This is a genomic window from Nocardiopsis halotolerans DSM 44410 (genome assembly GCF_000341065.1).
Lineage (GTDB): Bacteria > Actinomycetota > Actinomycetes > Streptosporangiales > Streptosporangiaceae > Nocardiopsis > Nocardiopsis halotolerans.
The window spans coordinates 1-12,835 of record NZ_ANAX01000038.1; the positions used below are offsets into that span (position 1 = coordinate 1).

General features: G+C 72.1%; 10 protein-coding genes and 1 pseudogene (1 of these 11 cut by a window edge). 2 read left to right on the forward strand and 9 right to left on the reverse strand.

Annotation, left to right across the window (positions count from 1 at the left end):
* Both D455_RS34075 and D455_RS0102785 read left to right on the forward strand, forming a co-directional pair.
* Positions 1 to 334, forward strand: a pseudogene (locus D455_RS34075) (flagellar associated protein); the annotation flags it as partial.
* A gap of 212 nt (positions 335 to 546) precedes the next feature.
* On the forward strand, positions 547 to 1,857 hold the full coding sequence (locus D455_RS0102785; protein WP_017569245.1) for a hypothetical protein: 1,311 nt from the start codon (positions 547 to 549) through the stop codon (positions 1,855 to 1,857).
* A gap of 242 nt (positions 1,858 to 2,099) precedes the next feature.
* On the opposite strand, the gene D455_RS0102790 is transcribed toward D455_RS0102785, so the two are convergent.
* The 9 genes from D455_RS0102790 to D455_RS0102830 all read right to left on the reverse strand — a co-directional run.
* Positions 2,100 to 3,104 (reverse strand): polyprenyl synthetase family protein, encoded by a 1,005-nt coding sequence (locus D455_RS0102790; protein ID WP_017569246.1) that lies wholly within the window; start codon positions 3,102 to 3,104, stop codon positions 2,100 to 2,102.
* A 180-nt stretch (positions 3,105 to 3,284) separates the two neighbouring features.
* Entirely contained in the window at positions 3,285 to 4,922 is a 1,638-nt protein-coding gene (nuoN, locus tag D455_RS0102795; protein ID WP_040684330.1) for an NADH-quinone oxidoreductase subunit NuoN, read from the reverse strand.
* Between the two features lie 8 nt (positions 4,923 to 4,930).
* Positions 4,931 to 6,601 carry an NADH-quinone oxidoreductase subunit M gene (locus D455_RS0102800; RefSeq protein ID WP_017569248.1) on the reverse strand — a complete coding sequence of 557 codons (1,671 nt, stop codon included), beginning with the start codon at positions 6,599 to 6,601 and terminating at the stop codon, positions 4,931 to 4,933.
* A gap of 1 nt (position 6,602) precedes the next feature.
* A complete protein-coding gene (gene nuoL, locus D455_RS0102805) occupies positions 6,603 to 8,546 on the reverse strand; it encodes an NADH-quinone oxidoreductase subunit L (protein WP_017569249.1) in 1,944 nt (647 codons plus the stop codon).
* A gap of 13 nt (positions 8,547 to 8,559) precedes the next feature.
* On the reverse strand, positions 8,560 to 8,859 hold the full coding sequence (nuoK, locus tag D455_RS0102810) for an NADH-quinone oxidoreductase subunit NuoK (protein ID WP_017569250.1): 300 nt from the start codon (positions 8,857 to 8,859) through the stop codon (positions 8,560 to 8,562).
* Positions 8,847 to 9,917, reverse strand: coding sequence for an NADH-quinone oxidoreductase subunit J (locus D455_RS0102815; RefSeq protein ID WP_017569251.1), 1,071 nt, complete (start codon positions 9,915 to 9,917; stop codon positions 8,847 to 8,849). Before D455_RS0102815 ends, nuoK begins: the two co-directional genes overlap by 13 nt.
* Positions 9,914 to 10,471, reverse strand: coding sequence for an NADH-quinone oxidoreductase subunit NuoI (gene nuoI, locus D455_RS0102820; RefSeq protein ID WP_017569252.1), 558 nt, complete (start codon positions 10,469 to 10,471; stop codon positions 9,914 to 9,916). The genes D455_RS0102815 and nuoI overlap by 4 nt, the downstream gene beginning before the upstream one ends.
* Entirely contained in the window at positions 10,464 to 11,837 is a 1,374-nt protein-coding gene (gene nuoH, locus D455_RS0102825; protein ID WP_017569253.1) for an NADH-quinone oxidoreductase subunit NuoH, read from the reverse strand. The genes nuoI and nuoH overlap by 8 nt, the downstream gene beginning before the upstream one ends.
* Positions 11,834 to 12,835: the 3' portion of an NADH-quinone oxidoreductase subunit G gene (locus D455_RS0102830; protein ID WP_017569254.1), read on the reverse strand. The gene runs 1,437 nt beyond the window's last position; the window shows 1,002 of its 2,439 coding nt (coding positions 1,438-2,439); its start codon lies beyond the right edge, outside the window — the gene reads right to left on this strand; it ends in the stop codon at positions 11,834 to 11,836. Before D455_RS0102830 ends, nuoH begins: the two co-directional genes overlap by 4 nt.

Sequence of the window (12,835 nt, forward strand, 5' to 3'; positions counted from 1 at the left end):
CGACGCGCCGGAGTCCGGCACCCCGCGCGAAGCGGTCCACCAGCACGGAACCCGTGTCCACGCCGGGACGGACACCGCCGACGACGCCTCCTCCCACGCGGACGCGACCGATCGGCACGACACCGAGGCCCCGGCGACCGGCTCCCCCGTCCAGCGGCTCTCCACCGGTTCCGCCGCGCCCTCCGGGGGCGGCGCACCCGTTCCCGCGATCGCCGGCTACCTCTCCGCGGCGCCCGTCACCGCGCCCGCCGCCGACGCCGTCCTCCTCACCGCCCACGTCATGCACCCCGTGCCGGGCGGCCCGAGCGACGACCCCACCTTCTCCCCCGACTAGGACGGCCTCGGAAGCGCCTTCCGCGCCCGGACCGTTCCCAGCCTCCGCCCGGCCCCGCCGCGCCCTCTGGGAGCTGACCTGAGTCCCGTGCCCTCCGCTCACGGAATTCATGTCAGCCGGTGGTCCGCCCCGGCTCCGGCCGCACGCGCCCCACGCGCACGGCCGCCCCGTATCCACTGATCCGAAAAGCACGACCTTCCGAAGGGAAACCCATGACGCAGGCCAAGCGCATCTCAGCCAGGGCAGTATTCCTCGCCGCGGGAACGGCGGGCTTCGTCGCCCTCGGCGCCGGGGTCTCGGGTGCCGAGACGCTCACCACGCCCATGCACGAGGTCGCGCCCACCGTCGAGCGGGCCCTCGTGGAGGGCGTCGCCCCCTCCGTGAACAGCCTGGCCCCCGAGGGTGTCGGACCGATCGCGAACACCGCCCTGGCCGAGCTCCAGGACAGCGCGCACAACCCCGACGGCGCCGCCCCCGACCTGTCCGCGCCGCTGCCCGAGGGCCGGGACCTGCGGACCCCGCTCGGCACCGTGCCCAACCCGACCTCCGAGCTCGCCGACACCATCGCCAACACCCAGGACGCCACCGGCCTGGATGGAAACCCCCACGACACCATCGGCCACGACGCCGGGCGGGCCCTGGAGAACGGCGGCCACCGGGCGGGCGAGGCCGTGGAGGAGACCGCCGTGGCGGTGCTGCCGCACACGATCAGGTCCGTCTACGGTCTGCGCGAGGAGGTGGACCTGCCCCGGGTCGACCAGGTCGCCCCGCTGACCGGGGCCTCGCGGCTGCCCGACACGGCCGAGCTGCCCGGCGCCTCCGACCTGTCCTCGGTGACCGGCGGCGACGTCCTGTCGACGGAGGGCGCCCAGGCCCCGACCCTCCAGGAGGTCCTGGGCGTGGGCAACCCCTCCACCGTGCGGCAGAGCGCGGCCACGCCCACCGTTCCCAACGTCTGGGACCTCGCCTACGCCTTCGGCCTGGAGACCCCGGGCGGCGTGCAGGACGTCATGGAGGCCACCCCCATGACCGAGGACAACCACGTCAGCCTCGGCGAGGAGGAGGTGCTCGGCATGATCGGCCAGCGCAACCTCGACGGGAACATCACGACCGTCCCGCAGTCCGCGCCCGACGGCCTGGGTGACCTGACCGAGGCCCTGGAACAGGAGGACACCCGGATCGCCGAGGTCCAGCCCCTGAACGTGGACGGCCCCCTGGCCGACTCCGGGATGCCCCGCCTGTCCGGCACGGGCGTGCCCGTGGTGGACGACGCGGTCGACGCGACCGCTCCGCAGCTGGCCGACGCCGGTCTGCCCCGGGTCGCCGAGGGCGTCGACACCCGGACCGCCGAGGACCTGGTGGCCGAGCTGGGCCGCGGCACGGACCTGCTGAACGACGTCGACACCAGCGACCTGGTGTCCGTCGAGGGCGGCACCGCGCCGCAGGAGACCCCCGAGGGCATGGTCCAGCACCCGACCTTCATGGACCTGCCCGGCTCCGAGGCCCTGCCCGTCGTGAGCTAGCGCGGTGACCGGAAGGGTTCACCGGCCCGCCCTGTTCGCCGTGGTCCTGTACCCGTAGCGCACCTCGACGCTCCAACCTCGCTACAAGGGCAGGACCACCCGGGGCGGGAGCACTCCGGCCACCAGCTCACCAGGGCCCACACGAGCAGCGGCGGCGCCGTCCCACCCGGGGCGGCGCCGCCGTCGCGCGTACTCCACCGGGTTCGGTGTCCACGGCCCGTGGACACCGCCCGGCACCGTTCTCAGCCGGAGCGCTCGACCACGTAGTCGCACAGCGCCTCGAAGGCGCCCCTCGCGGGCCCCTCCGGCAGCGTGGCCAGCTCGGCGCGCGCCCTGTCCGCCCAGCCCCGCAGGGTGGCCTCGGCCTCGTCCATCGCCGGGTGCACCCGCAGCAGCGCGAGGGCCTCCTCGGCCTCCTCGTCCCCCAGCGGACGGCCCAGCAGCGACCGGAGCCGCTCGTCCGCCGCGTCCCTCGACCGCAGCGCGTAGAACATCGGCAGGGTGAGCACGCCCTCCCGCAGGTCGGTGCCCGGGGTCTTGCCCGAGTCCGTGCTCTCGCTCGCCACGTCCAGCAGGTCGTCGGCCAGCTGGAAGGCCATCCCCAGCGCGTCGCACGCCCGGGTGACCGTCCCGACCGTCTCGGGGTCGACCTTGCCGAACATCCCGCCGAACTCCGCCGACGACGCGATCAGCGACGCCGTCTTGTCACTGATGACCCGCAGGTAGTGGTCCAGGGGGTCGGTGCCCTCCGGCGGACCGGAGGTCTCCAGGATCTGCCCCTGCACCAGGCGCCCGAACGTGGCCGCCTGCAACCGGACCGCCTCGGTCCCCAGGTCGGCGAGCATCTCCGAGGCGCGGGCGAACACGTAGTCGCCGGTCAGGATGGCGACGCTGTTGCCCCAGCGCTGGTTGGCGCTCGGCTCGCCGCGCCGCAGCTCCGCCTCGTCCATGACGTCGTCGTGGTAGAGCGTGGCCACGTGGGTGAGTTCCACCACGGCCGCGGCCGGGATGAGGTCGGGCACACTCGGGTCCCCGAAGTGGGCGGCCAGCAGTACCAGGGTCGCGCGGAAGCGCTTGCCCCCGGCCTCCAGCAGGTGGGACGCGGCCTCGGTCAGCAGGGGGTCGCTGGACGAGACCGACTCCCTCAGCAGGGCCTCGACCTTCTCCAGGTCGTCCTGGACCTCCCGGGCGAGGGCCTCGTCGACTCTCGGAAGAGCGAGAAACCCGCTCGGGACAGCACCGCTCACCGTAATGCTCCACCTGTTGAAAGGGCACGGCGGCGACCCCCTCGGAGGGGGCCACCGCGCGTGCTCAGCACATGAACATGATCCGACTTGCCACGGTATCCGACCCGGAATGAACAACCAAAGCCACACCCGGGTACGGCTCCGCCGGGTACCGCGTCCCAGGTCAGACCGGGAAAATAGTCACTCCGAGCCCCTCTCCACCGAGGCCTGGTCCACCATCACCTGGGTGGGCGCGGAGCCCTCCTCCGGAGACGGCAGCAGGGTGTCGAGCAGCGCCCCCGGGTACACGCCCAGCAGCAGCGTCGCCGCCACCCCGATCGCGATGACCCCGCCCGTGGCCGCGCCCGCGCGCACCACCGTGGGGCCCTCGCCCTCCGGGTCCCGGAAGAACATCACCACGATGATCCGCACGTAGAAGAACGCGGTCACCGCGCTGCTCAGCACACCCACGACCACCAGCGGGACGGCACCGGCCGAGACGGCGGCCTCGAACACCGCGAACTTGCCGATGAAGCCGCTGGTGAGCGGGATACCGGCGAACGCCAGCAGGAACAGCGCCAGCGCACCGGCCAGCGCCGGGGAGCGGCGCCCCAGCCCCGCCCACCGGTCCAGGTCGCCCAGTTCCTGCCCGCCGTCCCTGGTGCGCACCAGCGTCACCACGGCGAACGCGCCCAGCGTGGTGAACCCGTAGGCGGCCAGGTAGAACATGGCGCCGGCGAGTCCCTCGGCGCTGCCCGCCACGACGGCGGTGAGGACGAACCCCGCGTGCACCACCGACGAGTAGGCCAGCAGCCGCTTGACGTCGCGCTGGGTGACCGCGATGACCGCGGCGACGACCATCGTCAGGACGGCCACCACCCACAGCATCGGCTCCCAGCTCTCCGCCGAGCCGCCGAAGGGCACGAAGAACACCCGCAGCAGGGCGCCGAACGCGGCGACCAGCGTGCAGGAGGCCATCAGCGCCGTGATCGGGGTCGGGGCGCCCTGGTACACGTCCGGCTTCCAGTTGTGGAAGGGCACCGCGCCGACCTTGAACAGCAGGCCGACCGCGACCAGTCCGACGCCCATCAGCAGCAGCGGCTCGCCGTTGCCCCCCTGGAAGATGTCCGCGCCGCCCGCCTCGACGGCCACGCGGATGTCGCCGAAGTTCACCGACCCCGCGTAGCCGTAGACCATGGCGGCGCCGAACAGGAAGAACGCCGACGAGAACGCGCCCAGCAGGAAGTACTTGACCGCGGCCTCCTGCGAGAACAGGCGGCGGCGCCGCGCCAACCCGCACAGCAGGTAGAGCGGGAGGCTCATGACCTCCAGCGCGATGAACATCGTCAGGAAGTCGTTCGAGGCGGGGAACATCAGCATCCCCAGCACCGCGAACAGCACCAGCGGGTACACCTCGGTGTGCTGCGAGCCCGCCAGGATGTGCGCGCGCTCCTCCTCGCTCCCGGGCACCGTCGCCGCCTGCGCGGCGAACGCGTCGCGCCCGTCCCGGCGCTCGGAGATCAGCAGCAGGCTCACCAGCGCCAGCACGGTGATGGTGCCCTGGAAGAAGATCACCGTCCGGTCCACCGCCAGCGCGCCCGCGCCGACCGTCACACCCGGCGCGCCGTCGGGCAGCGACCCCACCTGGAGCACCAGCAGCACGAACACGGCCAGCAGCGTGAGCACCGCGAGCCCGATCTGGATCCCGCGGCGTCGCGTCCTCGGCGCGAACGCCTCGATCAGCACGCCCAGCACACCGGCGGCGAACACCGTGAGCAGCGGTGCGAGCAGCCACCAGTCCATCCGCGGCGGTGTTCCGGTGATGACGGGAAGGTCCATGTGGGGGATCACTCCGCGTCTCCTTCCTCTTCCTGGGCGCCCATCGCGCCCTCGGTGGCGCCGTCGCCCGCCGCGCCGACCTCCGCGGTGCGCTCGACCGCGGGGTTGATCACGTCCAGCACCGGCTGCGGGTACACCCCGAGCGCGAGGATGAGCGCGAGCAGCGGGGCGACGGCCCACGTCTCCCGCGCGGACAGGTCACGCAGACCGGTCAGGCCCTCCCTGGTCGGGCCGTTCATGGTGCGCTGGTACATCCACAGGATGTAGAGCGCGGCCAGGACCACGCCCACCGCCGCGATGACCGCCGGGGCCGGGCTGAACGCGTACACCCCGAGGAACACCAGGAACTCGCTGACGAACGGTGCCAGCCCCGGCAGCGCCAGACCGGCCAGGCCCGTCACCAGGAACACCCCGGCGAGCCTGGGCGCGACCTTCTGCACACCGCCGTAGTCGGTGATGAGGCCCGAGCCGTGCCGGGCCATGAGGAAGCCCACGACCAGGAACAGCGCCCCGGTCGCGAACCCGTGGTTGACCATGTACAGGGCGGCCCCGGCCTGTCCCTGCGCGGTCAGGGCGAAGATGCCCATGGTGATGAAGCCGAAGTGGGACACCGACGTGTACGCCACCAGGCGCATCATGTCGTTCTGCCCGATGGCGAGGATCGCGCCGTAGATGATGCTCACCAGGCTCAGGGCCACCACCGGCCACACGAACCACGACACGGCCGCCGGGAACAGTTCCAGGCAGTAGCGCAGCATGCCGTAGGTGCCGACCTTGTCCAGCACGCCGACCAGCAGCACGGCGGTGCCCGGGCGCGAGGCGCCCGCCGCCGTGGGCAGCCAGGTGTGCACGGGCCACATCGGCGCCTTGATCGCGAAGGCGATGAAGAAGCCGAGGAACAGCCAGCGGGCCGTGGCCGGGTCCACCGCGGCCAGGGCGCTTCCCTCGGCGACGAGGTCGCTCCACAGGAAGGTGCCGCCGACGACGTACACGCCGATCACCGCGACCAGCATGACCAGGCCGCCCGCGAGGCTGTACAGCAGGAACTTGACCGCGGCCCTGGCACGGTCGTCACCGCGCCCGTACCGCCCGATCATGAAGTAGACCGGGATGAGCATGGCCTCGAAGAACACGTAGAACAGGAAGACGTCGGTGGCGGCGAAGACGCCGACCATCATCGCCTCCAGCACCAGGATGAGCGCGAAGTACCCGCGCCCGCCGTCCTCCCGGTCCTCGTGTTCGTTCCAGGCGGCCAGGATCACCAGCGGCACCAGGACGACCGACATCAGGATCAGCGCCAGGGCGATGCCGTCCACGCCCACGGCGTAGCTGACGCCGAAGCGCGGGATCCAGGGGTGGACCTCCTGGAACTGGAGGTCTCCGGCCCGCGAGGTGTCGAACCGCAGCGCCATGGCCGCGACCACGAGCAGTGTGGCGATCGAGAAGCCCAGCGCGAGCCGTTTGGCGGTCAGCGCCGACGCCCCTCCGCCCGTGGCCGCCGCGGCGGTGGGGCGTACAGCCGTCGCCGTGGCCGTGCCGCCGCCCGAGGAGGCGGCGGAGGAGGCCGTGGCGGAGGCCGCGGTGGCCTCCGACGCGGCCCGGTTGGTGCGCGGGAGTGCCCAGAGCACGACCGCGCCGACCGCGGGTAGCGCGATCGCGAGAGTGAGCCAGGGGATCATGTCAGAACCTCACAACCAGCGTCGCGGCGACGATGACGGCGCCGAAGAGCATGGTGAGCGCGTACGTGCGGGCGAACCCGGTCTGGACCCGGCCCAGCCCGCTGGAGGAGTCGCGCACGCCCGCGCCGAGCCCGTTGACCGCCCCGTCGATGACCTTGTCCTCGATGACGAGCAGGGCCCGGGTGAGCTCCTGGCCGGGCCGCATGAACAGGCCCTCGTTGATCTCGTTGCCGTACAGCTCGCGGTTGGCGGCGACGGCGAGGGGGTTGCGCCCGGGAGCGGTGCTCGCCACCGGCTTGCGCAGGTACACCGCCCAGGCGGCGGCCACGCCGAGGACCAGCACGCCCAGGGCGGCCAGGCCGTAGGGCGAGGTGAAGGCGTGCACCACGTCGAAGTGGTGCGGGTGGGCGCCGGTGGCCGGGGCCAGGAAGTTCGCGAACCGGTCGCCGAGCGTGAGGAAGGCGCCGAGCGCGACCGACCCGATCGCCAGCACCACCATGGGGGCGGTCATGCTGACCGGGGACTCGTGCGGGTGCACGCCGTCCTCCCACCGCTTCCCGCCGAGGAAGGTCATGAAGACCATCCGCGACATGTAGAAGGCGGTGAGCCCGGCGCCGACGATGACGGCGCCGCCCAGCACCAGGCCCTCGGTGCCGCCCACGCCGAAGGCCGCGGAGATGATGCTCTCCTTGGTCCACCAGCCCGACAGCAGCGGGAAGCCGATGATGGCCAGGTAGCCCAGGCCGAAGGTGGCGAAGGTGATCGGCATGATCCTCGCCAGCCCGCCGTACCGGCGCATGTCCACGCCGTCGTTCATGGCGTGCATGACCGATCCGGCGCCCAGGAACAGCCCGGCCTTGAAGAAGCCGTGGGTGACCAGGTGGGCGATGGCGGCCACGTAGCCGACCGGGCCGAGCCCGGCGGCCAGGACCATCATGCCGATCTGGCTCATCGTGGACCCGGCCAGCGACTTCTTGATGTCGTCCTTGGCCGAGGCGATGATCCCGCCCGCGATCATGGTCGCGGCGCCCACGACGGTGACCACGGTCTGGGCCACCGGCGCGCCCTCGAAGACGGGCCCGGCGCGCACGATGAGGTACACGCCCGCGGTGACCATGGTCGCCGCGTGGATGAGCGCGGACACCGGGGTCGGGCCCTCCATGGCGTCGAGCAGCCACGCCTGGAGCGGCAGCTGCGCGGACTTGCCGCAGGCGCCCAGGAGGAGGAGCAGCCCGATCGCCAGCAGCACGCCGTCGCTGGCTCCGGGGACGGCGGCGAACACGTCGCTGAAGCTGACCGCGCCCAGCGCCGCGAACATGATCATGATCGCGATGAGCAGGCCCATGTCGCCGACGCGGTTGATGATGAACGCCTTCTTGGCGGCCACCGCCGCGGAGGGCTTGTACTGCCAGAACCCGATGAGCAGGTAGGACGCCAGGCCCACGCCCTCCCATCCGAGGAAGAGCAGCACGAAGTTGTCCGCGAGTACCAGCACGAGCATGGCCGCCACGAACAGGTTCAGGTAGGCGAAGAAGCGCCGCCTGCCCGGGTCCTCGGCCATGTAGCCGATCGAGTAGACGTGGATGAGCGACCCCACGAAGGTGATCAGCAGCGCGAAGCTGATCGAGAGGGGGTCGACGAGCAGGTCCACCCCGGCGGAGAGGCCTCCGACGGAGAACCACTCGTAGACGGGGACGGAGACGCTGCGCGCGTCGGCCGACCTGCCGAGCAGGTCGAACAGCACGAGGAGCGCCCAGACGAAGGAGGCGACCGGCAGGGCCGTGGCCAGCCAGTGCCCCCACTTGTCGGTGCGCCTGCCGCCGAGCAGGAGGATCGCCGCGCCCGCGAGCGGCAGGGCGATGAGCAGCCAGGCGCCCGACAGCACGGCGCTGTCGGCCGCGACCGCCGCCCCGGGTTCGGCGGCGAGGTACGCGTGAGATGTCACAGCCACTCGCCTTCTAGTGCTTGAGCAGGTTCGCGTCGTCGAGCGACGCGGACCTGCGGGTTCGGAAGATCTGCATGATGATCGCGAGGCCGACGACCACCTCGGCGGCGGCGACGACCATCACGAAGAAGGCGATGACCTGCCCCTCGATGTCTCCGTGCATCCGGGCGAACGCGACGAACGCCAGGTTGCAGGCGTTGAGCATCAGCTCGACGCACATGAAGACGATGATCGCGTTGCGCCGGACCAGGACGCCGACGGCGCCGATGGTGAACAGCAGCGTCGCGAGGACGATGTAGTTCATCGGGTCCACGAGGACTCGACCTCCTGCCCGTTGCCGTTGCTGTTCTCGTCGTCCGACCCGTCGGAACCCCCGGTGCCGTCGGAGGCGCGGGAGCCGCCCGAGCCGTTCGCGCGGTCGTCGGCCCCGCCGGTCCCGTCCGCGTCGCCGTCGACCCGCGTGCCGGTCTCCACCGGCCCGCCGGCGGTCTCGGCGGCGGGCCTGGCCCGGTCGTCCTCCACCGGTTCGACGCTCTTGGAGTCGGCCGAGTCCGACGCCCCGCCGAACAGCGGCGCCTGGGCGGCCCGCACGTCGTCGGGCACCTGCGACTGGTACTCGGGGTCGCGTGCGGTGAGCACCGGGTTGAGCGAGAGCTGGGAGACCGTGCCGTCCGGCAGCAGCGCGGGCATGTCGATCGCGTTGTGCCGGGCGTAGGTTCCCGGTCCCGGAAGCGGGGTCGGGTGGTCGCCGCGGATGCGGTCCTCGGAGATCTCCCGCTGCGTGCGGCGCTTCTTGGTGCGTGCGGTGTGCGCCAGCACCATGGCCCCCAGGACGGCGGTGACGAGCAGCGCCGCGGTGGCCTCGAAGGCGACCACGTAGCGCAGGATCAGCTCGCCCGCGATCCACGGGATGGTGCCGCCCGCCGCCGCGGCGCCCTCGGTCAGCCCGACCGGGTCGCCCACGGCGATACGGGCGATCCCGCTGGCCAGCGCGCCGAGGAAGCACAGCGCGACGACGGCCGTCAGGAGCCGCTGCCCGCTGAGCGTCTCCACCAGGGAGTCGGCCGAGCTGACGCCGATGAGCATCAGCACGAACAGGAACAGCATGAGGACGGCGCCGGTGTAGACCACGATCTGCACGACCATGAGGAACGGCGCCGCGTTGATGCCGTAGAAGACGGCCAGGCCGACCATGGTCAGCGCCATGGACATGGCCGAGTGCACGGCCTTGCGGGAGAAGACCACGCCCAGGGCGCCGAGGAGGACCACGGCTCCCAGGATCCAGAACGTGGTTGCCTCGCCGCCGCCGATCGGCGCGGCCAGGTGCAGGGGGTGGTCGGGCGGTGCGGGAGGACTGGTGAGCGGGTTCAACGGACCGCCTCCGTGGTCTCCTGCGCCTCGTGCCCGTCCTGCGACCCGTGCTGGCCGCGTCCGGTGGCGTAGTAGTCCTGCTCGGTCTCGCCCAGGCGCATCGGGTGCGGCGGCTGCTCCATCCCCTCCTTGAGGGGGGCGAGCAGCTGCTCCTTGGTCCAGATCAGGCTCTGCCTGCTGTCGTCGGCCAACTCGTACTCGTTGGTCATCGTCAGGGCCCGCGTGGGGCAGGCCTCCACGCACAGCCCGCACAGGATGCAGCGCAGGTAGTTGATCTGGTACACCCGGCCGTAGCGCTCGCCGGGCGAGTACCTGTCGTCGTCGGTGTTGTCACCGGCCTCCACGTAGATGGCGTCGGCCGGGCAGGCCCAGGCGCACAGTTCGCACCCGATGCACTTCTCCAGGCCGTCGGCCCACCTGTTCAGCTGGTGCCGTCCGTGGAAGCGCGGCGCCGTGGGGCGCTTGACCTCCGGGTACTCGACGGTCGGCACCTTCTTGAACATCGTGTGGAAGGTGACACCGAAACCCTTGACGGGGTTGAGCCACTCAAGCACCGGTAACCTCCTCACCCTTCTTGTTGCGGTCGGCAGCGGCGGCCGGGGCCGTCCGCGGCGGTTCGGCGAGCACGCTGCTGCCGTAGTGCGCGGCGGTGCTCGGTGGCACCGGGAAGCCGCCGAACGCGGGTTCCGCGTGGGACCGGCGGGCGTTCTCGGCGCGCTGGCGGGCCTCCTCGGCCCGTTCGCGGCGCACGTGGCGCAGCCAGGCGGCGAAGGCGGCCACCGTGGCGACGGTGAAGGCCGCGACCACCAGGGCGATGACCACCGGGGAGGCGTCCTCCAGGACGAGCATCCGCACGACGGCGACGGCGGTGATCCACACCAGCTGGATGGGGATGAGCACCTTCCAGCCCAGTTTCATGAGCTGGTCGTAGCGCACCCGGGGCAGGCTGCCGCGCGCCCAGATGAACAGGAACATCACGCACGCGAACTTGAGCAGCCACCACAGGGCGGGCAACCAGCCCTCGTTGGCGCCGGGGACGAGGGACGCGATTCCGGGCGGGGCGAGCCAGCCGCCGAGGAAGAGCGTGACGGACACGGCGGCGACCGTGCACATGTTCACGTACTCCGCGAGGAAGAACATCGTGAACTTCATGGACCCGTACTCGGTCATGAAGCCGCCGACGATCTCGCCCTCGCCCTCGGCCAGGTCGAAGGGCAGCCGGTTGGTCTCGCCGATCATCGTCACCAGGTAGATGAGGAAGGACGGCAGGAGCAGCACGGCGAACCACAGTCCGCGCTGGGACTCGACGATGCCCGACGTGGTGAGGGTGCCGGACATGATGAAGACCGCGACGAAGGACAGGCCCATCGCGATCTCGTAGCTGATCACCTGCGCGGAGGCGCGCAGGCCGCCGAGCAGGGCGTAGGGCGACTGGGAGGCCCAGCCGCCGAGGACGAACCCGTACACCCCCAGCGCGGCGGTGGCCAGGACCACCAGGGCCGCGATGGGCAGGTCGGTGAGCTGGAGCGGGGTCGTGACCCCGAACATGGTCACCTCGGGCCCGATCGGGATGACCGAGAACGCGATGAACGCGGGCACGGCCGCGATCATCGGCGCGGCGATGTAGACGAACCGGTCCACCCCGCGCGGGATCAGGTCCTCCTTGAGGGAGAGCTTGATGCCGTCGAAGAGGGACTGGAGCAGGCCCAGGGGACCCATCCGGTTCGGCCCGTGGCGCTGCTGCATGCGGCCCATGACCTTGCGGTCGGCCATGATCATCATCAGCACGCAGAGCATGAGGAAGACGAAGATGCCCAGCGCCTTGATGGTGGTGATCCACCAGGGGTCGCCGCCGAAGGCGCTCAGTGTCTCCTCGGAGGCCAGGTGGGCCACGCGCGGATCGAGAGCGGCGGGGGTCACTGCTGCCTCCCGTTGTCGGTGGTGGACGCGGCCAGCAGGACGGTCTGTCCGGCGCCGCCGCCCAGGTCGCGGGGGACGTCGCAGCCGTCGGCGTTGGCCGGGAGCCAGACGACGCGGTCCGCGATGTCGGTGACGATCACGGGCACGGTCACCGATCCTCGGGCGCCGGTCACGTGGAGCGTGCCGCCGTCGGCGACGCCGACCTCGTCGGCCGTGGCCCGGGACAGGTACGCGCGCGCCTGCCGGGCGGTCCCGGCCAGGTAGGGCTCGCCGTCCTCCATGCGGCCGGTGCCCAACAGCTGGCGCCAGGTGGACAGGAGGGCCTGTCCGGGCTCGGGCGCGGTGGTGACCTCCACGGGACGTACCCGTGGCCCCTCCGCGCGGGCGCCCGTCCACAGGCCCAGTTCCATCAGCTCGCCGTAGGCGGACGCGGCGTCGGGCAGGCCCAGGTGCACGTCCATCTGGTCGGCGATCGCGGAGAGCACCCGCAGGTCGGACAGGGCTCCGGGCACCCTGAGCGCGTCGCCGAAGGGCCGGTGGCGGCCCTCCCAGTTGACGAAGGTGCCGGACTTCTCGGCCACGGCGGCCACCGGGAACACCACGTCGGCGCGGTCGGTGACGTCGCTGGCGCGCAGTTCGAGGCTGACGATGAACGGCACCCTGGCCAGGGCCCGGCGGGCGGCGTCGGGGTCGGGCAGGTCGTCCAGTTCCACCCCGGCGATGACCAGGGCGTCGAGCTGGCCGGACGCGGCCGCTTCGAGGATCGCGGCGGTGTCGCGGCCGGGCTTCTCCGGCAGGGAGCCGACGTTCCAGGCGCGGGCGACCTCGGCGCGGGCGGAGGCGTCGGTGACCGGGCGGCCCCCGGGCAGCAGGCCCGGCAGCGCACCGGCGTCGACGGCCCCGCGCTCACCGGCGCGGCGAGGCACCCACACCAGGCGGGCGCCGGTCCGCTCGGCCAGGGCGACGGCGGCGGTCAGGGCGCCGGGCACGGCGGCCAG

What these genes read in the sequence shown, in the direction of transcription:
- D455_RS0102785 (WP_017569245.1), top strand. Translation starts at nt 547, where the DNA reads ATGACGCAGGCCAAGCGCATCTCAGCCAGGGCAGTATTCCTCGCCGCG.
- D455_RS0102800 (WP_017569248.1), bottom strand. Translation starts at nt 6,601, where the DNA reads ATGATCCCCTGGCTCACTCTCGCGATCGCGCTACCCGCGGTCGGCGCG.
- nuoN (WP_040684330.1), bottom strand. Translation starts at nt 4,922, where the DNA reads ATGGACCTTCCCGTCATCACCGGAACACCGCCGCGGATGGACTGGTGG.